Source organism: Sorangium sp. So ce1335 (assembly GCF_051521615.1).
Taxonomy (GTDB): Bacteria; Myxococcota_A; Polyangia; order Polyangiales; family Polyangiaceae; genus Sorangium.
Window position 1 is genome coordinate 4,634,864 of sequence record NZ_CP150363.1, and the last position, 24,047, is coordinate 4,658,910.

At 71.3% G+C, this 24,047-nt stretch carries 16 protein-coding genes; 9 read left to right on the plus strand and 7 right to left on the minus strand.

Annotation, left to right across the window (positions count from 1 at the left end; genetic code table 11):
- Positions 1-60 precede the first annotated feature (60 nt).
- From WMF24_RS16985 to WMF24_RS16995, 3 genes are all read right to left on the minus strand, one after another.
- Positions 61-1,236: a serine hydrolase domain-containing protein gene (locus WMF24_RS16985; RefSeq protein ID WP_437737456.1), complete on the minus strand. Its 1,176-nt coding sequence runs from the start codon at positions 1,234-1,236 to the stop codon at positions 61-63.
- Between the two features lie 255 nt (positions 1,237-1,491).
- Positions 1,492-3,105: a CotH kinase family protein gene (locus WMF24_RS16990; RefSeq protein WP_437737457.1), complete on the minus strand. Its 1,614-nt coding sequence runs from the start codon at positions 3,103-3,105 to the stop codon at positions 1,492-1,494.
- Positions 3,106-3,174: 69 nt separating this feature from the next.
- Positions 3,175-4,362 (minus strand): DUF418 domain-containing protein, encoded by a 1,188-nt coding sequence (locus WMF24_RS16995; protein WP_437737458.1) that lies wholly within the window; start codon positions 4,360-4,362, stop codon positions 3,175-3,177.
- A 282-nt stretch (positions 4,363-4,644) separates the two neighbouring features.
- Between WMF24_RS16995 and WMF24_RS17000 the strand changes: the two genes are divergently transcribed.
- From WMF24_RS17000 to WMF24_RS17010, 3 genes are all read left to right on the plus strand, one after another.
- Positions 4,645-5,607, plus strand: coding sequence for a MarR family transcriptional regulator (locus tag WMF24_RS17000; RefSeq protein WP_437737459.1), 963 nt, complete (start codon positions 4,645-4,647; stop codon positions 5,605-5,607).
- Positions 5,608-5,633: 26 nt separating this feature from the next.
- Entirely contained in the window at positions 5,634-6,812 is a 1,179-nt protein-coding gene (locus tag WMF24_RS17005) for a winged helix DNA-binding domain-containing protein (protein WP_437737460.1), read from the plus strand.
- Positions 6,813-7,123: 311 nt separating this feature from the next.
- Positions 7,124-8,563 carry a B12-binding domain-containing radical SAM protein gene (locus tag WMF24_RS17010; protein ID WP_437737461.1) on the plus strand — a complete coding sequence of 480 codons (1,440 nt, stop codon included), beginning with the start codon at positions 7,124-7,126 and terminating at the stop codon, positions 8,561-8,563.
- Here WMF24_RS17010 and WMF24_RS17015 read toward each other — a convergent pair.
- On the minus strand, positions 8,527-10,272 hold the full coding sequence (locus WMF24_RS17015) for a TrkH family potassium uptake protein (protein ID WP_437737462.1): 1,746 nt from the start codon (positions 10,270-10,272) through the stop codon (positions 8,527-8,529). The genes WMF24_RS17010 and WMF24_RS17015 overlap by 37 nt on opposite strands.
- Between WMF24_RS17015 and WMF24_RS17020 the strand changes: the two genes are divergently transcribed.
- The 5 genes from WMF24_RS17020 to WMF24_RS17040 all read left to right on the plus strand — a co-directional run bounded on the left by WMF24_RS17020 (position 10,220) and on the right by WMF24_RS17040 (position 20,241).
- On the plus strand, positions 10,220-12,322 hold the full coding sequence (locus WMF24_RS17020; RefSeq protein ID WP_437737463.1) for a cytochrome P450: 2,103 nt from the start codon (positions 10,220-10,222) through the stop codon (positions 12,320-12,322). The two genes, WMF24_RS17015 and WMF24_RS17020, sit on opposite strands and share 53 nt — an antisense overlap.
- 337 nt (positions 12,323-12,659) lie before the next feature.
- A complete protein-coding gene (locus WMF24_RS17025) occupies positions 12,660-13,130 on the plus strand; it encodes a hypothetical protein (RefSeq protein WP_437737464.1) in 471 nt (156 codons plus the stop codon).
- Complete coding sequence (locus tag WMF24_RS17030) at positions 13,123-13,476, plus strand: hypothetical protein (protein ID WP_437737465.1); 354 nt, start codon at positions 13,123-13,125, stop codon at positions 13,474-13,476. The genes WMF24_RS17025 and WMF24_RS17030 overlap by 8 nt, the downstream gene beginning before the upstream one ends.
- 74 nt (positions 13,477-13,550) lie before the next feature.
- Positions 13,551-18,902, plus strand: a complete 5,352-nt coding sequence (locus tag WMF24_RS17035) for an AAA family ATPase (protein ID WP_437737466.1) — start codon at positions 13,551-13,553, stop codon at positions 18,900-18,902.
- A gap of 31 nt (positions 18,903-18,933) precedes the next feature.
- Positions 18,934-20,241 (plus strand): serine hydrolase domain-containing protein, encoded by a 1,308-nt coding sequence (locus WMF24_RS17040; protein WP_437737467.1) that lies wholly within the window; start codon positions 18,934-18,936, stop codon positions 20,239-20,241.
- 83 nt (positions 20,242-20,324) lie between these two features.
- On the opposite strand, the gene WMF24_RS17045 is transcribed toward WMF24_RS17040, so the two are convergent.
- Entirely contained in the window at positions 20,325-21,533 is a 1,209-nt protein-coding gene (locus WMF24_RS17045) for a hypothetical protein (RefSeq protein WP_437737468.1), read from the minus strand.
- 856 nt (positions 21,534-22,389) lie between these two features.
- On the opposite strand from WMF24_RS17045, the gene WMF24_RS17050 reads away from it, so the two are divergent.
- Complete coding sequence (locus WMF24_RS17050) at positions 22,390-22,986, plus strand: 50S ribosomal protein L11 methyltransferase (RefSeq protein WP_437737469.1); 597 nt, start codon at positions 22,390-22,392, stop codon at positions 22,984-22,986.
- 180 nt (positions 22,987-23,166) lie between these two features.
- On the opposite strand, the gene WMF24_RS17055 is transcribed toward WMF24_RS17050, so the two are convergent.
- A complete protein-coding gene (locus WMF24_RS17055) occupies positions 23,167-23,691 on the minus strand; it encodes an SRPBCC family protein (RefSeq protein ID WP_437737470.1) in 525 nt (174 codons plus the stop codon).
- Positions 23,678-24,034, minus strand: coding sequence for an ArsR/SmtB family transcription factor (locus tag WMF24_RS17060; RefSeq protein ID WP_437737471.1), 357 nt, complete (start codon positions 24,032-24,034; stop codon positions 23,678-23,680). Before WMF24_RS17060 ends, WMF24_RS17055 begins: the two co-directional genes overlap by 14 nt.
- Between the last annotated feature and the right edge of the window lie 13 nt (positions 24,035-24,047).

The window sequence follows — 24,047 nt, forward strand, 5'->3', positions numbered from 1 at the left end:
GTCAGGCGCGCATGGATCTCCTGGCCGACGGCCCCATCGCCGCGCTTCGCGGCGAACGCCTCAGGGGACCTTCAGGACATGGAACAGATCCTCCACGATCTTCTCCGCGTCGCCTTCCTCGTGGTTGACGAGCACCGTGATGGTCGCGTCGCGGTCGACAGCGCAGTAGGACGCCGACACGAAGCCCCACACGCTGCCGCCATGACCGTAGGTGGTGCCGACCGGCGATGTGCGCCGGGCCAGCCCGAGCCCGTAGCCCCGCGCGTCGTCCGACCCGGTGCTGACCCAGGCGGTCATCTCCGCGAGCTCGGCCTGGCCGAGCAGCCCGCCGTCGAGGAGCCGGACGAAGAAGGTGGTGAGGTCGCCCGCGCTCGACACGAGGCCACCCGACGTCCACGCCGTCGACGGGTCCACCGCCGACGTCGTGTCGACGAGCTCGCCGTCGTACGACCCGTAGCCGTGCACGAGCCCCGGCACGGCGGGCTCCGCGCCGTCGAGGTACGTGCTGGCGAGGCCGACGGGGGCGAGGATGCGCTTGCGCAGCAGCTCGACGATGGGTCTCCCGGAGACGGCCTGCACGATGGAGCCCGCGACGATGTAGTTCGTGTTGGAGTACGAGAAGCCCCGCCCCGGCTCGAAGCGCGGCGGCTCCGCGGCGGAGAAGGCGATGAGCTCCTCGGGCCTCCACGCGCGGGTCGGGTCGGCGTCGACGGCGCGCAGGAAGCCGTCGCTCTCCGTGTAGTTGAACAGGCCGCTCGTGTGGTTCAGGAGCTGCCGTATCGTGATCCGCTCTCCCCCGGGGATACCCTTCACGTGCTTCGACACGGCGTCGTCGAGCGACAGCGCACCTTCGGCGCGGAGCATCAGGACGAGCGTCGAGACGAACGTCTTCGTGATGCTCCCCGCGCGGAAGAGATCTCCCGGCGCGAGCGGCGTCCTCGCCTCGATGTTCGCCGTGCCCGCCGCGCCGCGGAAGGAGCAGCCTCGGAGATCCACCGCCGCGGCGGCGCCGGGCAGATCCTGCGCGCGGACGGCGGCGTCGAGCGCCGCCTGGAGCCTCCCGGCGAGCCGGTCGCAGGCCGCAGCGTCGCCCCCCGGCGCCGGCGACCCCGCGAGCCCACCGCCGCTGTCGCCGGCGGCGGGCGCGGAGGCCTCCGTGGCGCCGGCGCCACACCCGGCGAGCGACGAGAAGACCGGACAGGCCACCCAGGCAAGCCGGTGAAGGACATGACGCATCGACGCGATCTCCGGACCTTCCGGCCCACCGCGGACGTCGAGGCCCATGCGCCGGGACGAAGCGACCCGGATGAAGGCCTCGCGCGGCGAGCGGCCGCAAGAGACGAAAGACCGCTGTCGATGTCAACGGAGATTCGCACGAGGGGTGATTCCGCGCACCGCGATCAGCGGTGACGTGATTCCGCGCACTGCGACGACCAACACGGAACCAGGGAGCCCGCCGACCGCGCGCGCCGCGCGCCGGCGGGCGTGCTGTCAATAGAGCTCGTCCTGGTATTGCCAGCGCTCGGAGATCCACGCCTTCACGTACGCGACCTCCTCCTCGTACGTCGTGAAGTCGTCGCGCTCGCTCCAGCCCTCGTAGCTGCGGTACGCCTCGCCCCAGCGCGCCTCGTCGCGGCGCGCGCTCGCGTCGATGCGCTCGATGTAGCCGTCCACGAGCGCCTGGATCTCGGCGTCGGCGAACACGCCGTGAAGCACCTCGTCGTAGCGGGCCCGCAGCGGGTCGCCGATCGAGGGCTCCTCCAGGAAGCGCCGGAAGAGGTGGTTCATGCTGGTGTACTCGGCGCGCTCCGAGGCCGACTCGCGCGACGTCTCCCACGCCTGGCCGAAGCTCGCGTTGAAGTCCCACGGCGCATAGCGGAAGACGTTGCCGGGCGCGGGGTCGTGGTAATGATAGCTGTTCTTCCCGGCCGAGTCGTCGGCCTTGATGAACGTGACGAAGATCCACCAGTCCTCGTAGTCGCGCCGATCGATCCGCGCGTCGATCTCGGCGACGAACGTCTCCGCGTCGGACGTGGCGACGAAGTTCACGAGGTCTTCCAGATCCGAGAACGCCCCCGGCTCGCCATCGGGCGGCTCGCCCTCCTTCTTCTCGAAGCCGTCGTGCAGCGTCTCCTTCGGCTCGCCCTCGCCGGCGTGGCGCGTGAGCGCGAAGTTCGCGTCGTGGCTGACCGCCTTGTAAAGGTTGCCGTCCTGCGGATACCCGTGGTCCTCCATCAGGTAGCCGTTCACGTGATCGACGACGGTGTAGAGGCCCCGGTACTCCCCGTCGATGTACAGCACCGCGCTGTAGGTCTTGATCTGGATGTGCTCCGGATCGAGGCGGTTCCAGAGGTCGTAGGCGAGGCGCTGCCGGATGTACGAGTTGTCGTCGAACGTGCTGGAGAGCACGACCTTGCGACGATCGGTGAAGCCGCCGGCCTCGTCCGGCTCGTTGAACTTGTCGTTCTTCGGGAACTTGAGCGTGTAGCTCTGCTTCGGGTACGAGAGCGAGCTCTCGCCGCGGAGCTCCGCCTCGGCCTGGTACGTGCGACCGCGGTAGACGACCGTGGCCGGGGCGTACTCCTTGGCCTCGGGGGCAGGGGAGAGGAAGAGCACAGGAAGGCCGTACTCCTCGGGGTAGCGGGCCGGATCGACCACGGGCACGTTCGACGGATCGGCCCAGTCGTCGGCGACGCCGATCTTGACGCGACCGACCTCGGAGGTCTGCGCGACGCGGATCTCGATCTCGTAGACGGCGGCCTGATCGAGCCCGGGCGAGAACGTCACCTCGCCCGCGGCCGGATCGTAGACGGCGCCCTCCGGGAGCCCTGCGAGCTCGAACGCGTCGCCGGGGAGCGCGAGGCCTGTCGAGCACGCGACGGGGAACGTCACCGTCTCGCCCTCGAGCAGCCAGTGCGGCCCGCCGCCCGACGGCTGGCAGGCGCCGGTCTCTCCGCCGCCGCCGGTCCCCCCGCCGCCGCCGGTGCCGGACGGGTCGCCGGTCATGGGGCCATTCTGGGCGGGCGGCTCGTCGGAGCAGGCTACGTGAAGCGATATCAAGGCCAGCGCCGCTGTCAGCGGCCTGAGCAGGTGCAATTTTCGCATGGGGTTGATCCTAGCGCAGGCGCGCGCAGGCGGAAGGGCACTTCGCCGACGCCGTGCGGCCGTGGCGGGTCAGCGCCGGGGACCCGATGAAGCGCTTGCAGGCTCGGAGCGGCGGTGGGGCAGCCGTCGCAGCATCGCCTCTGCCGGGCCGCGGTAGCCGGCGTGACGCATTCCGTCGGCCAGCAGGATCGAGGCGATCCAGATGCCGGCGGCGACCGCGCAACTGGCGGCGAAGCCCATGTCGTCCCGCAGGTCGAGGGTGAAGGGGTAAAACAGCGCCACCCATACCGCCGACTGGAACAGGTAGAATGTCAACGACCGCTGTCCCAGCGCGGCGAGGGCCGTGGTGAGGCGCCCATGGTCCCGTCCGATCCTGATCACGACGAGCCCGGCGGCGGCGGCCATGCCGATACCGCCGGCGTATCCGGTCAGGGCGTGCGCGCCGGCCACGGTCCAGGTCATCGACGTCGTCCACGCGCCGGTCACCAGCAGGGCCATGGGAAGCCTACCGACGACCGATACGGCCATGCAGAGCGCGGTGACGCGCAACAGGAGCGGCGCATGGCGCTCCGGCTCGTCGAGGATCCGGCGCCTGGCGGCCCAGATGCCCGGCAGCATGCCCGGCACGACCACGAGGGTGGAGACGGCCGTCTTCAGCGGCCAGAACGGAAGTCCGGCGATGACGTGGGCACCATAGTCGGGCGCCATGTACTGCACCATGGTCATGGGCGTGCCCATCGCGGCGGCGGCCTGTGCGGTCACGCTCTGCCAGGAGAGCAGGAGTGTCGCGGGGACGAGCGTCAGCACGGTTGTCCTCCACAGGACCGAGTCCGGGGCCTGGATCAGCGGCGTGAGCACGAGCAAGGTCAGCCCGTAGACCGCGACGATGTCGAACGGCACGAGCAGGACCGCGTGCGCGAAGCCGAGGACGATCAGCCAGAGGCTTCGGCGCCGCAGCAGGTCGCGGGTCGAGGCCCAGTCGCTGCCGCGCGCCTGCTGCCGGCGGGCGAGCTGCCCCAGACCGTAGCCGAAGAGGAACACGAAGAGGGCGCGGGCCTGGTTCTCGGCGATGAGTGATCGGATGAACGCGGCGATGGTGTTGAGCGCGGCTGGCCCGAGATCCCAGCGACGGACGAACGCCGGCGCGTGCGCCACGGCGATCAGCAGCAGCACGAAGCCGCGGGCCAGGTCTGGCGCCAGTGACCGACTGGCCACGTCCTCAGGCGTCCGAGCGTCAATGGCAAGCCCCATGAACATCACCCGACCCGCGTCAGGGTCTCTCGCTGCGCTGCGCCGCGCTCGACCCCGGGCCCGTCACGCGGCCCTCCGCAGCGGCGCTTTGAACGGTCGCGAAAGCTACGGTGTGGTTCAGGTGCCGTCAAGAGAGCGTCAATCGATTTCGCCTCTGTCCGGCGGATTCATGATCACCATTGCAATGGCCTTGTCGATGAACGCAACGGCCGAGCGATCGAGCGTTGCAATGTGCTGAGCGCGAACGCACACTCGACTGGACCATCGATCGACAGGAGGCGGGCGAGGATGCCGGGAGGGAGGCTGAGCGACCAGGACCGCCGGCACATCGCGTCAGCGCTGGCCGAAGGGCTCAAGTACGCCGAGATCGCCAGGCGGCTCGGCCGACCGACGTCGACCATCAGCCGGGAAGTCGCCCGCAACGGCGGGCCCGGAGGCTACCGGGCGGACCACGCCCACCAGGCCACCGGTTGGCGCGCCCGTCGCCGCAGGCAGGATCGGCCCCCGGAGCTACCGGTCGCCGCCGGCGCCGACGGGCGGGACCCCGAGGCGGTACGCGGCTTCGTCGAGCAGTTCGCGGCGATGATGGTCCAGGGCGGGCTTCCCCGGATGGCGGCCCGGGTGCTCGTGTCCCTGTACACCACCGACGCCGGCGCCCTGACCGCCGCCGAGCTGGTCGAGCGTTTGCGGGTCAGCCCTGCGTCGGTGTCCAAGGCCATCGGTTATCTGGAAGGGCTGCAGGTGGTCCGGCGCGAGCGCGGTCCCCGGCGGGGCGAACGCTACGTCATCGACGAAGACGTCTGGGAGCGGTCGTGGAGGACGAGCGCGCGCACGAACGCGATGTGGGCGGACACGTCCCGGCAGGGAGCCGAAATCCTCGGGGCCACCACGCCCGCCGGAGCCCGGCTGGGCCGCATGGGCCGATTCTTCGCCCAACTCAGCGACGACATGGCCGGTGGCCCGATCGAAGCCGCCCTCGGTGACGCGCTGACGGTGCTCGCCGCGCTCGTGCACGCGAGCGCGCCCCTCACCGTGCAGCAGCTGGCCGACGCGCTGGGCTGGCCCCCGGACCGCGTCGCCAGGGCCCTGCAGGACGCCGAGCGGCACCCGAACGTCACCGATCCCGTCGCCCTCCGGCGCACCGCGCCCGGCGCCTACGCCATCATCGCCAGGCTCGATCGGCTCACCACGACGCAGCGCGAGGCCCTCGGCCAACCGCGCTGGAGGCCACCGGACGCCGATGGGGGGTGAACCTCGTTTCGAGTAAGCTCGCCGGCGTGCCCACCACGACGCTGACACGACGAGACCTGAACCGGGCCACGCTCGCGCGGCAGATGCTCCTCTCCCGGGAGCGGACCTCGGCCGTGCGGGGGATCGAGCGGCTGATCGCCCTCCAGGCGCAGCTGGCGCGGCCGCCGTTCATCGGGCTCTGGTCGCGAATCCAAGGGTTCCGGCGCGAGGATCTCGTCCAGCTCGCCCATCGCCGCGAGGTCGTCCGGGCGCCGTTCCTGCGGGGCACGCTCCACCTCGCGAGCGCGAAGGACTACCTGGATCTGCACCCGGTCATCGCGCCGGTGCTCCACGCCGCGGTGCGGTCGATCCTCCGCGCGCGCGCGGACGTCCTCGACATCGACAGCTTGGTCGCCGAGGCGCGCGCGTACTTCGACGAGCAGCCGCGGACGATGGACGAGCTGCGCGACCACCTCGCCCAGCTCCACCCCGACGGCGACGTGCGGGCCATGGCGCTGGCGGTCCGCATGCACCTGCCCGTCGTCCAGGTGCCCACCGAGGCGGCGTGGGGGTACCCGGGGACGGCGGACTTCGCCCCGGCGGCGTCGTGGCTCGGCAAACCGTTCCGCGAGGCGGCGGGGCCCCAGGCGCTCGTGCTCCGTTACCTCGCCTCGTTCGGCCCGGCGACCGCGGCCGACGTGCAGACGTGGTCCGGCCTGACCCGGATCAAGGACGTGCTCCAGTCGCTGCGGGAGCGGCTCTGTACGTTCCGCGACGAGCGAGGGCGGGAGCTCTTCGACCTCCCGGATGCCCCGCGACCGCCCGCGGACACCGCCGCGCCGGCGCGGTTCCTCCCCGACTACGACAACCTCCTGCTCGGGCACGACGACCGGACGCGGGTCATCGCGGACGAGCATCGCGGCCGGATCGTCCTGTCCGCCAACCTGCGCATCCTGCCGACGTTCCTCGTGGACGGCTTCGTGGCCGGCACGTGGACGACCGAGCGGAAGAAGGCCTCGGCGACGCTCGTGATCGCGCCGTTCGCGGCGCTCTCCAGGGAGGCGCGCGCTCAGCTCGCCGAGGAGGGGGAGGCGCTGCTCCGCTTCGTCGAGGAGGACGCCGGCGTCTTCGATGTGCGCTTCGAGAAGGCCGGCCCTGCGAAGGCGCCTGCCGCGCGGGCGAAGGGCGGCGGGAAGGCGAAGGCGCCTGTCGCTCGTAAGCCCTAGAGCGACAAACGGGTTGAACCCGCCCGAAACGAGCACAGCTTCCAACCGCCAAGACGCCAAGGACGCCAAGACGTTGTCTTCTTCTTGGCGTCCTTGGCGTCTTGGCGGTTCATTTCTCGCTCGCTCCACGTGATCGATGGTCCAGAGCGCGGCGACCCGCACGCGCTGACCACCGTTTCTCCACGGCGGCTCCTCGGAACCAAGGAATCGATTCCACGCCCCGGCGTTGGCGGAAACGTATCCTCGAGTCCGCCGGCCCCCGCGGTCGCGGGCTCGGCCGGGCGCGGCGATGCGCGCGTGAGGAGGCTGCGATGAAGGTGAGGATCGTCGTGAGCTACGTACCCCGCTACCGCAGGGGGCACCGCTGGCATTTCGTCCCGCCGGTCACCGGGATTCACCTGGCGGCGATCACCCCGCCGGAGCACGAGGTCGAGCTCTTTCACGAGCAGGTGCGCCCCGTCCCCGTCGACGCCGCGCCGGATGTCGTCGCGCTCTCGTTCTTCTCCGGCTTCGCGCGCCGCGCCTACGCGCTCGCCGATCGCTACCGCGCCCTCGGCGTGCGCGTCGTCGCCGGCGGGCCGCACGTCTCGTACTGGATCGAGGAGGCGCTCCAGCACGTCGACGTGGTGGTCACCGGCGAGGCCGAGGCGGTCTGGCCCGAGGTGCTGCGCGACCTCGAGCGCGGCGCCGCGCGCCGCGTCTACCACGGCGAGCCCGCCTCCCTCGCCGGGCTGCCGACCCCTCGCTACGACCTCCTCGAGGACGGCTTCCTCGTCCCGCGCGTGCTCCAGGCCACGCGCGGCTGCCCCTTCACGTGCAGCTTCTGCACGGTGCCCGATCTGAACCCCGGCTTCCGCGTGCGCCCGGTCGACGAGGTGATCCGCGACATCGCCACGACGCACTTCCCCCGCTTCTGGCAGGAGAAGGTCGCCTGGTTCTGGGACGACAACCTGCTCGTCCAGCGCCGCTGGGCGAAGGAGCTCCTGCGCGAGCTCGCCGGGCTCGATCGCTGGTGGCTCACGCAGGCATCCATCGATATCGTCAAGGACAGGGAGCTGCTCGACTCGATGGAGCGGTCCGGCTGTATCGGCATCTTCCTCGGCATCGAGAGCCTCGACGAGGCCGACCTGAAGCGCGTCGACAAGCGCCAGAACCGCGCGCACGAGTACCGCGAGGCCATCCGCAAGCTGCACGATCGGGGGATCTGCGTGATGGCGGGCTTCATCTCGGGCTTCGACGACCAGACGCCGGAGATCATCGCCGCCACGGCCGATCGGCTGAACGAGATCGGCGTCGACGTGCCTTTCCTGAGCATCCTCACCCCGTTCCGGGGCACACCGCTCTACGACGAGCACCTGCGGGACGGGCGGATCCTCGAGGAGCGCGACTGGCCCCATTACAGCGGTTACGGGGTGGCGTTCCGGCCGGCGCGCATGTCCCCCGATGAGCTCCTCGCCGCGCACAGGAAGATGTGGAATCGCGCCTTCGGCCCGGCGGCGGTGATCGAGCGGCTCGCGCGCGGGGCGCGCTCGCTGGGCCGCGGCGGCCTGATGCTCTCCGCGACGATGAACGGCTTCTACGGGCTGAAGCAGATCACCGGCAACGAGCCGGCCGCGCCGCCGGTCGAGGCAGAGGGGGCGATCCGGCACCCCGCGCCCGGGGAAGCCCCGGCGCGGCTCTCCCGCCTCGGCCTCCGGCGGGCGGAGGCGGCCGCTCACCCGATCCCCACCTTCTCCTCCGGCAGCCTGTAGCTCCGCGACCGCGCCTGGTTCGCGAGCGCCATCGCGATCGTCAGCGGCCCGATGCGGCCGATGAACATCGCCAGCGTCATCACGAGCTTCCCCGGCGCGCTCAGCGTCGGCGTGACGTTCGCCGACAGGCCGGCCGTGGCGAGCGCGCTGACCGTCTCCATGGCGAGGCCCATCGGGTGGTGCGGCTCCAGCGTGAGCAACGCGAGCAAGAACCCCGAGATGAGCATCACCATCAGCGACGCCATCCCGAGGGCGCGGCGCACCGTCGCCGCCGGGATGGCCCGGCCGAGCACGTGCGGCGCCTCGTCCCCGCGCATCTCGGCGCGCAGCGCCGCGAACAGCGCGGCGACCGTCGTGATCTTGATCCCGCCCGACGTCGACCCGGGCGCGCCGCCGACGAACATCAGCATGCAGGTCCACATCAACGTCGCCGGCCCCATGAGGCCGTAGTCGACGGTGTTCAGGCCGGCCGACCGCGTCATCGCCGACTGGAAGAAGCTCGCCAGGAGCTTCACGGGCCACGACAGCTCGCCCATCGACCGGCGCCACTCGAGCGCGAGGAAGCCCGCGGTCCCGACGACGAGCAGCACCGCGGTCCCGATCAGCACGACCTGGCTGTGCAGCGACATCCGCGGCGGCCGCTCGCCGCGGAGCCGCAGCCTGGCCCGGCGCAGCAGCTCGTCGTGCACGGGGAAGCCCAGGCTGCCGAGGATCACGAGCCCCGCCAGCACGAAGGACACGGCGGGGGAGCCGACGAGCGGGACGAGCCCCCCGGTGAACAGCGAGAAGCCCGCGTTGCAGTACGCGCTGACCGCGTGGAAGACGGCCGCCCAGAGGTGATCGCCGGCGCCCGACAGCGGCAGGCCGGCGACGGGCCCGGAGGCGATCTCGTGGTGGGGCAGGAAGCTGAACAAGAGGGCGAGCGCGCCGACCGCCTCGATGCCGAGCGTGAACAGGACGATCGCGGCGAGGTTGCGCCGCAGCCGGGCGAACGACTCGGCGTCGATCATCTCGGCCATCACCGCCGCGTCGCGCAGCCGGAGCTTCCTGCCGGCCACGATGGCGAAGAACGTCGACAGGACCATGATCCCGAGCCCGCCGATCTGGACGAGGAGCAGCAGGACGGCCTGGCCGAACGGCGTGTACGTCTCGGAGATGCTGTGCAGGCTGAGCCCTGTCACGCACACGGCGCTCGCCGACATGAACAGGCCGTCGACGAACGACGCGTCCGCGAGGCTCCGGAGCGACTGCGGCAGCGTGAGCAGGAAGCTGCCGAGCAGCGTGGCGACCCCGAACGAGAGGACCATGAGCCGGGCCGGGTGCTCCGCGGCCGTGGCGAGCAGCCGCTCGAGCGGCCGGCGCCCGAGCAGGCCGCCGATCGCCACGAAGAACGCGAGCACCGTGTACGAGCGGTAGAGCACGACGCCCCGCTGCCCCACGTCCTCGTCCGGCGGGCCGAGCAGCAGGAGCCACTTCTCGCCGATGCACGCGAGCAGCAGCATCAGCGCGAGCAGGAACAGGGCGAGCCGTGGCTTCCTCGCCTCGACCCGCGCGCCGGCGAGCGCCTTGCGCACGCGCTCCAGCGAGACCACGGCCGCGACCCACGCGGGCACGAGCACCGTCTCCAGCGCGGTCAGCGCGGCCGACGCCCGCGGCGTGATCGCCAAGGCGAGGTCGAACCCGAGGAGGACGGCGCTGCTGAGCAGCAAGGGCGCCGGCCGCATCCACCCGGCGCGCCGCCGGGGCGCCGCGGTCGCCGCTGCCGCTGCCGGCGCTTCGGCCGTCGCGGGCGCCACCGCGGGCCGCGCGAGCGTCGCGAGCGTCACGGAGGGCGGTTCGGGAGCGCCGGGCGGCTCGGTGCGCGGCGCGCTCGGCCGCCAGGACGGGGTGGGCGAGGGATCCACCCGCAGCATTCACGCCGCCGCGCCCGGCGGCGTCAAGCCGCCGTCCTGGCCGATCCGCGCCGAGGCGGGCGCGCGGGAGCCCGGGGGGCAGCGGATCGGCGAGCGAGGGGCTCGCGCGTCTCCCGCTGGAACGCTGTTCGCTTGCTGCCGCTCCACCGACCACGAGAACCACCGGAGCACGCCGATGAGTGACAAAAATGCCTCAGCCTCGCCCCCGCCTGCGTCGTTCGACGACTTCTGGGACCACTACCTCCGGCAGCACCGGACCGGCCTCAACCGCGCGCTGCACCTGACGGGCACGGCGGCCGCGCTGCTGCTCGCCGGGGCGGGCGTCGTCCGCCGCAGGCCCCGCCTGCTGCTGCTCGCGCCGCTCATCGGCTACGGCCCCGCCTGGATCGGGCACTTCCTCGTCGAGCGGAACCGCCCGGCCACCTTCCACAGCCCGCTCCTGTCGCTCCGCGCCGACCTGCGGATGCTCCGCCTCGCCGTGACGGGCCGCCTCGGCGACGAGCTGCGGCGGGCCGGCGCCGAGCCGCCGGAGGCCGCGCCCGGCACCCGCGCGATCCCGCGCGACCCGCTGCCGGAGAGCACGCTGGCCCTGCTGGCCGACCCCTACGGCCTCATCCAGCGGCGGTGCCGGGAGCTCGGCGCCGACCTCTTCGAGACAAGGCTCCTCCTCCAGCGGACGATCTGCATGACAGGCCCCGAGGCCGCGCGCCTCTTCTACGACCCTTCCCACTTCCAGCGGAAGGGCGCCGCGCCGGTCCGCCTCAAGGCGACGCTCTTCGGCAGCGGCGGCGTCCAGGGGCTCGACGGTGAGGCGCATCGCCACCGTAAACTGATGTTCATGTCCATGATGGCGCCCGAGGCGCTCCAGCGGCTCGTCGACATCGCCGCGGACCAGTGGCGGGCCCACGCGCGCCGCTGGGCGGCCGCCGGGGAGCGCGTCGCGCTCTACGAGCAGGCGCACGAGATCCTGACCCGCGCCGTGTGCGCCTGGGCCGGCGTCCCGCTGGCCGAGGACGAGGTCCCCCGCCGCACGCGCCAGCTCGCCGCGCTCTTCGAGGGCGCCGGCGCCGTGGGCCCGCGGCACTGGCGCGCGCTCCTCGCCCGCCAGCAGGCCGACGCGTGGCTCGCCGGCGTCGTCGAGCAGATCCGCGCCGGCCGGCTCAGCGTGCCCGAGGGCAGCCCGGTCCACGCCGTCGCCACCCACCGCGGCCTCTCCGGCGAGCTCCTGAGCGCCAGGGTCGCCGCCGTCGAGCTCAACAACCTCCTGCGGCCGACCGTCGCCGTGTCGGTGTTCATCACCTTCGTCGCCCACGCCCTCCACGCCCACCCCGCGTCGCGCCAGCGCATCGCCGCCGGCGACGAGGCCTATCTCGAGCGCTTCGTCCAGGAGGTCCGCCGCTTCTATCCGTTCTTCCCCGCGGCCGCGGCGCGCACGAGCCACGCCTTCGAATGGCAGGGCTACCGCTTCCCGGCCGGCGTCCGCGTGCTGCTCGATCTGTACGGCACGAACCACGACCCCAGGGCGTGGGACGCCCCGGAGCGCTTCGACCCGGACCGCTTCCTCCGCGAGAGGCCCGAGATGTACAACCTGATCCCCCAGGGCGGCGGCGACCATCACGCACACCACCGCTGCCCCGGCGAGTGGATCGCCATCGAGCTCATGAAGGGCGCGGCCCGCTTCCTCACCCGCGAGCTCAGGTACGACGTCCCCCCGCAGGATCTCGAGATCGACGACACCCGGCTCCCCGCGCTCCCGAGGAGCCATTTCGTGATGAGCGACATCTCCTGGAGCGCCGAGCCTCCGGCCCGGGCCGCCTCACCCGAGGTGGACCTCCGCGGCGCGTGACGCGCGGTTGAAGCCGGCGCGCGCCGCGGCCATGCCCGTGCGCGCGCCCGGGCCAGTGCGATCCGGCCAACATCGCATCTCCTGCGCGGGCCGGCGCGGCGCGCGGCAATCCCATCGACGGCGCGCGGCGCCGCTGACCTGGCGCACGGCGCGCCGTGGTTCCTTGACATCCCGGTGACCTTCGGGATCTCATCTGCCGTTGCGAACCGCGCTGGAACTCCCCTGTTTCGTTTCGAAACACCCTCGATCCAGGCTCCCCCGACCCGTCACCTCGGATGACGCCCTCATCCAGACCGTGATCCCGCTGCCCAGCTCACAGCCTTGACAGGTGTGCGTGATGCAACCACTCTTGAGCACCTCCATTCGCCCGGTGTGGAGCAATATCCGGGCGACGCGGGCCTCGGTGCGCGAGGCCCTCGCGCCCTATCCTGGAGCCCTCGTGGACGCGGCCGCGATGACAGCCTGCGAGCTGCTGGAGAACGCCATCAAGTACGGCGAGGAGGTGCCGGCGGCGCGGACCATCCTCTTTACGCTGGGCCTGTTCGAGGGGAGGATCGACATCGTCGTGGTGAACGGCTGCACGGATCAGAGCTCGGTGAATCGATTGCTTTGTCGGATACAGTCCCTGCGAGACGCGCCGAACAAGACAGACCTCTATGTCGAGCGGCTCCAGGAGCTGCTCGCCTGTCCGAGCGAGAGCGCCAACCTCGGGATCTACAGGATCGCGCTGGAAGGCGGCTTCGCGCTCGACGCGACGTATGCAGACGAGGTGGTGACCGTGACGGCCTCCAGGAGCGTGTATGGCTGAGTGGACGTTCGAGCATGACGGGCTGATCGTGCGCATCACGAGGGAGGCCGATCGCTCGCGCATCGAGTGGTCGGGCGTCAGCGACATCCGCAGCCCGGCCAGCTTCCTCAGCCCGTACCTCGACGACTGGTCGGCGAAGCTCAAGGACACGGACGTCACGGTGGATCTGACAGGGCTCGAGTACATGAACTCGGCCACGGTGAAGCCGCTCCTGGATCTGGTGAAGCTCCTGGATCAAACGAGCCGCTTCGTGCTCGTGGTCTTCCGCGACAACGACTGGCAGCGGGCGCACCGCAACTGCATGGCGGTCCTGGCGCGCACGCTGAAGAAGACGAGGGTGCAGTGACCTGAAGCGGCGGCGCGCGCCGGCGCGCCCCGGAGCGAGGTCGTCCGATCGGGGCCAGCCTTCAAGGACCCACCATGATCAACCTGTCCAATCGGTACACGCTCAACGCGAAGATCCGCGAGACCGGGAGCTCCGAGGTGTACCGCGGCTACCGCACCATCGACGGGACGCCCGTGATGGTGAAGCTGCTGAGGAACGAGCGCCCGACGTCGCTCGAGGTGGGGCGCCTCCGCCACGAGCACGAGGTGCTCGCGTGGCTCGACATGCCCGAGGTCGTCAGGGCGATGGGGCTGGAGCGCCACGGGCACGGCCTCGCCCTCGTCATGGAGGACGCGGGCGACGTCTCCGTCGACAGGCTGATCCGATCGGGTTACCTGGACCTGCAGCGCTCGCTCGAGCTCTCGCTGGGCATGGCGCGGGTGCTCGCGGCCGTCCATCGCAAGCGCGTCATTCACAAGGACATCAAGCCTCATCACTTCTTCACCCGGGCCGACGGCTCGCTCGTGCTCGTCGACTTCGGGCTCGCGACGCGCCTCTCCGAGAAGGTCGACGCGCTCTCGGGGGTCGCGCAGCTCGAGGGGACGCTCGCGTACATCGCCCCCGAACAGACGGGCCGGATGAACCGGAGCGTGGACTGCCGCGCCGATCTGTACTCGCTCGGGGTCACGCTGTACGAGCTGTTCGCCGGCGCCCTGCCGTTCGACACGAGCGATCCGCTGGAGCTCGTTCACTGCCACATCGCCCGCAGCCCCCGGCCGCTCACCGCGTGCCGGCCGGACCTGCCGCCGATCCTGTCGGACGTGATCCTCAAGCTGCTCAGCAAGACGGTGGAGCAGCGGTACCAGACCGCGGCCGGCGTGGAGCACGATCTGGAGCGGTGCCTGGATCAGGTCAGGCGGTCCGGCGCGGCGGAGGTCTTCACGCTGGGCCAGCGCGACAGGTCCGACGAGCTCTCGATCCCCGAGAAGCTCTACGGCCGCGCGCGCGATCTGGCCGATCTCCTGGAGAGCTTCGGCCGGGTGAAGCAGGGCGGGAGCGAGCTCGTCCTCGTCTCCGGCCAGGCAGGCGTCGGAAAGTCCGCCCTCGTCGAGGAGCTGCACCAGCACCTCCTCGGTGGAGCGCACTTCGGGGCAGGGAAGTTCGACTACCTGGCCCGGAGCGTCCCGTACGGCCCCATCGCCCACGCCTGCCGCTCGCTCGTCCGGTCCGTGCTCGCGGAGCCGCCGGAGGTGCTGGAGCGGCGGCGGCGCGAGATCCTCGACGCTGTCGGCCCGAACGCGGGCCTCCTCCTCGATCTCGTCCCCGAGCTCGAGCTCGTGATCGGCCCGCAGCCCGCCGTCCCGGCGCTGGGGCCGAGCGAGTCGCAGCACCGCTTCGAGCGCGTCTTCCTGAGCTTCCTCCGCGCGCTCGCCACGGCAGAGCACCCGCTCGTGCTCTTCATGGATGACCTGCAGTGGGCGGACGCCAGCTCGCTCCGGCTCCTCCAGCACGTGCTGACGGCGGCCGACGCGCGCCACGTGCTCGTGATCGGGGCCTACCGGGAGCTCGAGATCGACGCCGCGCACCCGCTGCACCTGATGCTCCAGGACCTGCGCCGAACCGGCGCCGCGATCCGCGAGATCGCGCTCCGCCCGCTGGAGCTTCCGCACATCGCCGAGCTGCTCGGCGACGCGCTCGGGAGCACCTCCGCGGCCGCGGGCGAGCTCGGGGCGGTCCTCTTCGAGAAGACGGGGGGAAACCCCTTCTTCCTCGCGCAGTTCCTCACCGCGCTGCACCGGGACGGCCTGCTGCGCCTGGACCCGGAGAGCCTGGCCTGGACGTGGGACACGGCGCAGGTCGGGCAGCGCCTCGCGACGGACAATGTGATCGATTTCATGGTGTCCGAGCTGCGGCGCTTGCCGCAGGCGAGCCAGGACATGCTGCGCCTCGCCGCCTGCGTCGGGCACAGCTTCGACCTCGGGACCCTGGCGGTCGTGTCCCAGCGCTCCCACGGCGAGGTGGCCGACCACCTGTGGGAGCCGCTGCGCCAGGGGTTCATCGTCTCGCTGGACGGCAAATACCGCTACAGCGCCGAGGGAGACCACGACCCGGGCGGCGCGCTGGACGGCGCGCTCGACGCGGCGTTCCGCTTCCAGCACGACCGCGTCCAGCAGGCGGCCTACTCGCTGATCGGCCCCGAGGAGCAGGCGGCGCTCCACCTGCGGTTCGGGCGGCTCTTGCTGGAGCGCAGCGACGCGGGCCGGAGCGACGGCGAGCTGTTCACCATCGCCGATCACCTGAACCGCGGCGCGAGCCTGATCGTCGATCCGGCCGAGCGGCGCGAGCTCGCGCGCCTGAACCTGACCGCCGGCCGCAAGGCGCGCGCGGCGGCGGCGCCCGACGCGGCGGTCCACTACCTGAAGGCGGCGCTCGACGTGCTCGGCGAGGCGGGGTGGTTCGAGGAGTACGACGTCGTCTGCGCCGCTCACCTGGTCCGGGCAGAGTGCGAGTTCCTCACCGGAAACCTGGATTCGGCCTTCGCGCTGCTCCAGGCCGTGGAGCGCAACGCGCGCGCCGTGCTGGATCGCGTGAAGGGCCGCAACCTCGAGGTGCTGCTGCTCACGAGCACCGGCAAGCTCGCGCCCGCGTGCGCGAAGGTCGTCGACGCGCTGCGCCTCCTCGACCTGGACCTGCCGCCCCTCTCGGACAGGGCGGCGCTCGGCGCCGCGATAGGCGCCGCGTTCGGGGCGTACCAGGCCGCGATCGCGGGATCGGAGGTCGAGTCGCTCGGGGCGGTGCCGGAGCTCTGCGACGCCCGCGAGCTGGCGCTCCTCGACACGCTCGCCACCGGCATCCCGGCGGCGTTCCAGGCGGTGCCGGAGCTGCACGTCCTGCTCGTGCTGAGCGGGGTCCAGCTCCTCCGCCGCGGGACAGCGTCGCTCGCGGGGTTCTTCTACGAGCAGTACGCGATCGTGCACCTCGTCGCCACGGGGGACCGGGAGCACGCCTTCCGCTTCGGCCGGCTGGGCATGGACCTGGCGACCCGCTGCGGCGATCCAGCGAGCCAGGGTCAGGTCCGCTTCCTCTTCGGCGGCTTCATCTCGCACTGGTGCGAGCACATCTCGCACAGCCTGGAGGCGCTGCGGTCGGGGCTGAGGCTCAGCCTCGAGATGGGCGATCAGGTCTACGCGGCGTACTGCGCCTCGTTCGTGCTGCAGTTTCGGTTCTATGCCGGCGAGAGCCTCGCCGATCTGGAGGACAGCCTCTCGACGGCGATCGAGCTCGCGGACAGGACGGGCGACCTCGTCAACCAGGCCTTCAGCAGGGCCCTCCAGCAGGCGATTCGCGCGCTGACAGGCCAGACGAGGCACCCTGCGAGCATGGAGAGCGCAGGCTTCGAGGAGAGCGCCTTCACGGCCGCTTCGCCGCCGCCGGGGCTGCCGATGTACGGGGTCGCCAAGGCGACCGTCGAGTACTTCGCAGGGCGCTTCCGGGACGCCGTGGCGACGAGCGATCGCTGGACGCTCGTCCCGGGGCACTTCTACCACGCGGAGCACGTCTTCCACCGGGCCCTGAGCCTGGCCGAGCTGACCCGCACCGCGGCGCCGGAAGAGCAGGCCGCGCTGCTGGATCGGCTGCGCGCCGACGCCGCCACGCTGGAGGCCTGGGCGCGGTCCTCGCCCGACAACCACGCGCACCGCGCCGCGCTCGTGCAGGCGGAGATCGCGCGGATCGACGGGCGCACGTCCGACGCGCTGGATCTGTACGATCGCGCGATCGCTCTCGCCCAGGAGCACGGCTTCGCGCAGGCGGTGGCGCTCGGCAACGAGCTGGCCGGCCGGTTCCACCTGGACCAGCGAAGGTCCAGGGTGGCGAGCGCGTACCTGGCCGAGGCGATCTACGGGTACGAGCGCTGGGGCGCCGTGTGCAAGGTCGCGGCGCTGCGGTCGACGTACGCGCACCTGCTCCGGAGCGCCGAGCCGCTGCAGTCGGCGCTCAGGCCGGCGGACGGGAAGTCCGCGATCCCGCAGCGGGCCTCCAGCCAGACGGCCAGCACCGTCCGCTCGGGCGAGAGCCTCGACCTCACGGCGGCCGTCCGCGCCACGGAGGCGATCTCCGCGGAGCTCGTCATCGATCGGCTCCTCGAGCGGCTGATGCGGACGCTCCTCGAGAACGCGGGGGCCCAGCGGGGGTGCCTGATCCTCGACCGCGACGGCGCGCTCGTCCTGGAGGCGAGCATGACCATCGATCCCGACGCCATGAGCCTGGGCGCCCGCGCGCTGCAAGGCAGCGCCGAGGTGCCGGAGTCGCTCGTGCGCTACGTGGCGCGCACGCGCGAGCTGACGGTCTTGACGGACGCGCACCGGGACATGCGCTTCGCCTCGGACAGGTACTTCGCCCGGGTCCAGCCGAGATCGGTGCTGTGCGTCCCGATGCTGCGGGGCGGGCGGGTCACCGGCGTCCTTTATCTGGAGAACAGCATCGCAGCGGAGGCGTTCAGCCCCGATCGGTGCGGGCTCCTCCAGTTCCTCGCGACGCAGGCCGCCGTGGCGCTCGAGAACGCCATGCTCTACGGGCGGCTGGACGCCGCCTCGCAGGAGCTCCGGCGCGCGAACGAGAACCTCGAGGGGCTCGTCGCGGCGCGGACGGCGGAGCTCCGGCGCCTGCTTTCGGAGCTGTGGAGCGAGATGGATCTCGCGCGAAAGATCCAGACGGTGCTGCTGCCGCAGCAGACCCGCCTGAACGGCTACGAGCTCTCCGCCGTCATGATGCCGGCCGAGAGCGTCGGAGGGGACTACTACGACGTCGTCCCGACGGACGGCGGCGGCTGGGTCCTCATCGGCGACGTGTCGGGCCACGGGATCACGGCCGGCCTGAGCATGATGATGGTGCAGACCGCCGTGCGCACCGTCCTCACGACGTCGCCGCGCGACGGGGAGCCGCTCACCCCTGCGGTCGTGCTGAGCCGGGTGAACCGCGCAGTCCGCGAGAACCTGCTCCGCATCAGCCCGGATCAGTACATGACCCTCGTCGCGCTGGAGCTCGGCCGCGGCACCGTCCGCCACGCCGGGCTTCACCTGGACATCGCGATCCACCGGGCGCGCTCCGACACGGTGGAGGTCGTCGAGACGAGCGGGATGTGGCTCGGGATCGAGGACGACATCACGGCGCTTCTCCAGGACGACGTGATACGGCTCGACGCCGGGGACGCGGTGCTGCTCTATACCGACGGCATCACGGAGTCCGTCACCCCCGACGGGAGCATGCTGGAGACGCGCGGGCTCGTGGAGCGGTTCCATGCGCTCGCGGCGCAGGGCATGTCGCCCGGCGCGATCGTGAAGGGCCTCGTGGGCCCCCTGGCAGGGCAGCAGCTCCGTGACGATGTCACGGTGATGGTCGTCCGCTACGCGCCGGACGAGCCATCGGGCGCCGCGCGCCAGGCCTGACAACGAGAAGGGAAGAAGAGGTCAGACGTTCATGGGTTCGACTGTGAAGATGCTCCGTGCCCCGGCCCTGGCGCTCGCCTCGGGCCTGCTCCTCTCCGCGCTGCCGGCCGCCCTTACAGGCTGCGGGGGCCCGTCGCCGGCCGCGGCGCCGGCGACGGCGCCGCCGGCGCCGTCTGCCGCGACCCCCGCGCCGCGGGGGGACGACGCGCTCCAGCGCCGGCTCGATGCGGTCATCGACGCCGCCACCGCGGAGGGGCGGATCGTCGGCACCGTCGTCTTCGTCGCGCGAGACGGCGAGGTCGTCTACCGGCGCGCTGCCGGCTTCGTGGACCGGGAGGCGGGGATCCGGATGCGCGAGGACGCGGTCTTCCGCCTCGCGTCGATGACCAAGCCGGTGGTGTCGGCGGCCGCCCTCGCGCTCGTGGACGCGGGCGCGCTGGGGCTCGACGATCCGGTGACGAAGTGGCTCCCGGAGTTCGCGCCGCGGCTCGCGGACGGCCGTCCCGCGACCATCACGGTGCGGCACCTGCTCACCCACACAGCGGGCCTCAACTACACGTTCGGGGAGCCCGAGGGCGGGCCGTACCACCGCGCGCGCGTGTCGGACGGCCTCGATCAGCCCGGCCTCTCGCTCGAGGAGAACCTCGCGCGGATCGCCCAGGCGCCGCTCCTCTTCGAGCCCGGCACGGCGTGGAACTACTCGCTGGCCACCGACGTGCTCGGGGGGGTCGTGGCAAAGGCGGGCGGCGCGCCCCTGCCGGACGTTGTCCGCCGGCTCGTGACCGGGCCGCTGGGCATCGACCTCGCGTTCACGGTGGCCGACCCGCAACGGCTGGCCATTCCCTACGGCGACGCGAGCCCGCGCCCGGCGCGCATGGCCGATCCGCAGGCCGTGTCGCTCGGGCCGGCCAAGGTCACGTTCTCGCCGTCCCGCGCGCTCGATCCGCGCTCGTATCCGTCGGGCGGCGCCGGCATGGTCGGCACGGCCGCCGACTACGTCCGGTTCCTCGAGGCGCTGCGCACCGGTGGCGGGAAGATCCTGCGGCCGGAGACGGCCGCGGCCATGACGTCGAACCAGATCGGCAAGCTGAGGGTGCCGCTGCTCGGCGAGGCGTGGGGATTCGGCTTCGGCGTCGCGGTCCTCACGGAGCCGGAGCAGGGCGCGGCGCCCTCGGCCGTGGGCACCTGGCAGTGGAGCGGCGCCTACGGCCACCATTTCTGGGTCGATCCCGGCGCGAAGCTCACGGTCGTCGTCCTGACCAACACCGCCTTCGCCGGCATGGTAGGCGAGTTCCCCGACGCCATCCGGCGCGCGGTCCACGGCCCCGCGCAGCCGTGACGCGGGCGCGCGGGGCGTGACGTGAAGACGCCCCGCGCAGCCGTGGTGCGGCGCGCGGGGCGGCGATCAACGTGTCGCGACGATCACTGCGGGCCCTGCGCGCCGTCCTGGATCCACTGACGCAGGATCTCGAGCTGCTGCGGGCTCACGGTGGGCCCGGTCGTGCTGGGCGGCATCACGCCCGGGATGCACTGCGCCGTGGCGGTCTGCATGCAGCCCGCTTGCTCCGCCCTGCCGGCCGCCTTCAGGTAGAGCCAGCTCCGGTCGGGATCGCCCGGGACGACGAGCTTGTACTGGCCGCCGCCGAGGGTGGGCTTGTTGACGAGACCCTCGACGATCTTCTTGGAGCTGATGTGGCCGCCGAGCGTCAGCCGCGCGTTGGCGCCCGTCTCGGCGTGGCAGCCGCTGCACAGGTTCGTGTTGCTCTCGAAGATGGGCCGCACCCGCTCGTGGAAGAACCCGGATTCCACCGGCAGAGGCTCGTTGGGGTTCACGACCTCGTCCGGATTCAGGTTCTCCTTGATGATCCTGATCTCGGTGTCCATCTCGCGGCACTGCGCGACGAGATCGTCCTTCAGCTTCTGATCGTCCGGCTTCAGCCCCTTGGCCAGGCGGTACTTCTCCCAGACGTTGTCGATCCAGCCGTGGAGCTTCCAGAACATGTAGTTGTCGATGTTCGCCTCGGTGTTGTTCACACCGTGCGTCGTGTTGCCCGGCCGCGCCCACTTGGCGTGCAGGACGAAGTGGAGGCCGACCCAGGGCATGTTGGTCGCCCCCCGCAGCCGCTGACCCACGTTGCACTGGAGCCAGAAGCCGAGCGTGCCCTCGTCCGGGAACCTCGCGAGGTTCTCGGGCTTGTCGATCTCGTCGCCGATCCTGCCGGCCTCGAGGGCCGACGCATCCCAGTCGCGCCACGCGGAGCGCCACTGGGGCGGCACGTCCTCCGCCTTGGTCGGGAACTTCGTGAAGCCCGTGAACTGCTCGCTATGGTTGGGCCAGAGCTGCTTCAACGCCTGGATCATGTGGCGGTGAAACACGAGGAACTGATAGCCGTCGCCGGCGGTCTGACAGTTCTGATCCTCCGGGATGAGCTGGGTGAACCTGCAGATATCCACCTTGCTGAGCCCGCGGCCGCCCGGGATGTTGCAGGCGCGGATCGCGTGCCACTCGACGTGCGCCGCCTGCCACTTGTTGTCGTACATCCATTCAAGGACTTCCGGCTGCACCGTCGTATCGACGATGTTCGGATCGGTGTTGCCCGGCGGGAAGAACTCCGCGGGCCCGTCCTTCATCGTGGGGCTCGAGTCGCTCGGGTGGGGCTTGTAGCCCTGGACGCAGTGGTCATACGGCGCGTCGGGTGAGCCGCCGGTGCCCGAGCTCGCGCTCGAGCTCGCGCCAGGTCCAGGGCCGACGCCGGAGCCAGAGCCAGGGCCAGGGCCAGCGCTGGAGCTAGAAATCGAGCCCGAGCCGCCGACGCCGACCGTCGTCGCGCCGGGCGCGCCGCCGCCGCCCTCGGACGTGCCACCCAGCGAGTTGTCGCCATCACCGCCGCACGCGCTCAGCGACAACGCGGTCAGCGCCACGAGCGTGGCCATGCGTCGTCGGGGTGCACGGTGGTCGGTTGCAGATGCGTGAAGCAGGTCGTTGAATTGCATATCGCTCTCGCAGGCCGAAAGGCTCAGTCCGTCAGACGCGTCCAGCCCCGCATCGGGCAGGTCATTGCACGCTAACAGCGGCATACGCACCCGGTCAATAGAATCAACAGGTGTTACCACACCTGCATAATTATCGTTGTTTGGGCGGCCCCTGCGGGTCGGCGATGCAGCGATGTGTACGTTCACAATTCGTAAGTTAAATATATTTACAAAGTTCCAGGGAATGGGACGGTGCGCATGAACAAAATCCTTTGTCCTCCAGGGGATCGAGGCGGAGGGCCGGGGGAGGACATCGAGCGCGACCGTTCCCCTGGATGGCCGCCCGAGCGAGGCGTCGCGATCGTCGCGTGAGCTCCGCGATCGGTTGGCTCCTCCTCCCGGGACATCCAGAGACGTGCTCCGGCGCGTGAGGAGCCATCGATGCTCGCCTCGGAGGCGAGCCCCCGCGACCCGGATGACCCTCCGGCCGCGCGGTGGCAAGCTCCCACGACGCATGAGCGACCGTCCGACCATCATCGAAGTTCCGCCTCGCTTTCGCGTCGTCACCGGCCCGTGGGAGGGGGCGGTCGACGAGCGCACCATCGTGCTCGGTCCAGGTCACGCCTTCGGCGACGGGCGGCACCCGAGCACGCGGATGTGCCTCCAGGCGCTCGCGGCGTTCGCGCCGCGGGGCGGCTTCCGCCTCCTCGACGTCGGGAGCGGGACGGGGATCCTGTCGATCGGCGCCGCGAAGCTCGGCGGCGAGGCGTTCGGGGTCGACATCGACGCCGCCGCGATCGCGATCGCCGAGGACAACGCGCGGCGGAGCGCGGTGGAGGCGCGCGCGCGCTTCGCGACGACGTGGCCGGAGGGGACGTTCGACGTCGTGGTGGCCAACATCCTCCGCGAGGTGCTCACCGCGCTCGCCCCCCGGATCGTGGCGCGCCTCTCGCCCTCGGGGACGCTCGTCCTCTCGGGGCTCGTGTCCACGGATGTTCCGGAGATCGTCGCGCGCTATGCGCCGCTCCTCGCCGGGCGCCGGCCGGAGCTCTTCGAGCGCGACGCGTGGCGTACGCTCGTGTGGCGCCTGGCCGCCCGGCCCTCGCCGTAGCGCGCGGGGCCGGCGCGTGCTCGCGCGCTTGACGTAGGCAATCCCGTGTCCGCTCGCGAGGCTCTCGCGCGTGCCGGGGCGGCGGCCCTCGTGCGCCTCGCGCCGCCCGCGTGAATGCGCAGCGCCGAGAAGGAGGACCGCGCTCGTCGCGCTCCCCGGCGCGCCGCCCGCGCGAAGGCTTCAGGACGATCGCGCCGTCGTACCGAGCGTGACGAGGAGCTCATCGAGCTGGTCGAACGTCTCGCCCATCCCGCTGTACGCGCCCGAGGCCAGGGCGGCGTCGCGCGCTCGCTTGGATCGATAGAGCTCGTGCAGCACCTGCAGCGTCTTGCCGCCTTTTTCTTCGAGGGTCACGGTCGTGACGGCGCCATCGTCGCCCGCTTCGTCGTTCGTCCACACGATGCGCGAGTGCGGTGTCACTTCGAGGTACGTGCCGAAGAACGCCATCGGCTGCGCGGCATCGTGACCAAAGACCAGGCGGTAGCTGCCGCCGGTGCGAATATCCGCTTCGTAGGAAAGTAGAGGCACGGGCATCGACTTCGGTATCCACCACCGCCTGAACAGCTCCGGCGTGGTCCACGCCTGGAACACGATGCGCGCCGGGGCATCGAAGGTCCGTGTGACGACGATCTCGCGGTCGGACTTCGGTTCCACCGTCGTGCGATTACTCGTCAACTGGGGCTCACTCTCTTTACTTGCGTCCATCGACGTTCTCCTTTCGTTTCAGCTCCTCGATGACCTTGTCCAGCTCGTCGAAGCGCGCGGCCCAGAGCTGGCGGTACCTCTCGATCCACGCCGTCTCTTCGTCGAGCCGGCGCGGGCCGAGCTTGCAGGTACGCACGCGGCCGACCTTCTCGGTGGTGACGAGCCCGGCCCGCTCGAGGACGCCGACGTGCTTCTTCATGCCCGTGAGGGTCATGTGAAACTTCTCGGCGAGGTCCGTGATCGAAGCGTCGGCTCGTACGAGCTGCTCCAGAACGCCGCGCCGGGTCGCGTCGGAAAGCGCGGCGAAGGAAGCATCGAGGCGGGCATTCGAATACTGAACCATGTGGTTCAGCGTC

Bases quoted from the DNA above. Each gene is read 5' to 3' on its own strand.
- WMF24_RS17000 (WP_437737459.1), top strand. From the start codon at position 4,645: ATGCCGGGAGGGAGGCTGAGCGACCAGGACCGCCGGCACATCGCGTCA.
- WMF24_RS17055 (WP_437737470.1), bottom strand. From the start codon at position 23,691: ATGGACGCAAGTAAAGAGAGTGAGCCCCAGTTGACGAGTAATCGCACG.
- WMF24_RS17050 (WP_437737469.1), top strand. From the start codon at position 22,390: ATGAGCGACCGTCCGACCATCATCGAAGTTCCGCCTCGCTTTCGCGTC.
- WMF24_RS17035 (WP_437737466.1), top strand. From the start codon at position 13,551: ATGATCAACCTGTCCAATCGGTACACGCTCAACGCGAAGATCCGCGAG.
- WMF24_RS17040 (WP_437737467.1), top strand. From the start codon at position 18,934: ATGGGTTCGACTGTGAAGATGCTCCGTGCCCCGGCCCTGGCGCTCGCC.
- WMF24_RS17045 (WP_437737468.1), bottom strand. From the start codon at position 21,533: ATGAAGGACGGGCCCGCGGAGTTCTTCCCGCCGGGCAACACCGATCCG.
- WMF24_RS16990 (WP_437737457.1), bottom strand. From the start codon at position 3,105: ATGCGAAAATTGCACCTGCTCAGGCCGCTGACAGCGGCGCTGGCCTTG.
- WMF24_RS17025 (WP_437737464.1), top strand. From the start codon at position 12,660: ATGCAACCACTCTTGAGCACCTCCATTCGCCCGGTGTGGAGCAATATC.
- WMF24_RS17010 (WP_437737461.1), top strand. From the start codon at position 7,124: ATGAAGGTGAGGATCGTCGTGAGCTACGTACCCCGCTACCGCAGGGGG.
- WMF24_RS16985 (WP_437737456.1), bottom strand. From the start codon at position 1,236: ATGCGTCATGTCCTTCACCGGCTTGCCTGGGTGGCCTGTCCGGTCTTC.
- WMF24_RS16995 (WP_437737458.1), bottom strand. From the start codon at position 4,362: ATGTTCATGGGGCTTGCCATTGACGCTCGGACGCCTGAGGACGTGGCC.
- WMF24_RS17060 (WP_437737471.1), bottom strand. From the start codon at position 24,034: ATGGTTCAGTATTCGAATGCCCGCCTCGATGCTTCCTTCGCCGCGCTT.
- WMF24_RS17030 (WP_437737465.1), top strand. From the start codon at position 13,123: ATGGCTGAGTGGACGTTCGAGCATGACGGGCTGATCGTGCGCATCACG.